The organism is Fibrobacter sp. UBA4297 (genome assembly GCF_002394865.1).
In the GTDB taxonomy this organism is placed as follows: domain Bacteria; phylum Fibrobacterota; class Fibrobacteria; order Fibrobacterales; family Fibrobacteraceae; genus Fibrobacter.
In genome coordinates, this window is the sequence record NZ_DGUZ01000003.1 from 1 (window position 1) to 208 (window position 208).

Here is a 208-nt window from a genome sequence, read left to right on the forward strand (position 1 = left end):
CGGAGACTACGACGTCGATAGGCCGTAGGTGTAAGCGTGGCGACACGTTGAGCCGAGCGGTACTAATAGCCCGTGAGACGCTTTTCCTTTCTTTCAACGATTTGGTTCTACTGTCCCGCGTGGGCAGCCCGGACCCGCCTAGCTTCAGCACTGAAGCTTGATTGAGTTTCCATGTCAAAGAGATTGTTTCAGCGGTTATCGAGTGAGG

The 208-nt window shown here is 53.8% G+C and carries 1 rRNA gene; it reads left to right on the top strand.

Annotated features, from left to right (window positions below):
- Positions 1-87: ribosomal RNA gene (locus B3A20_RS01635) — 23S ribosomal RNA — on the top strand; the annotation flags it as partial.
- Between the last annotated feature and the right edge of the window lie 121 nt (positions 88-208).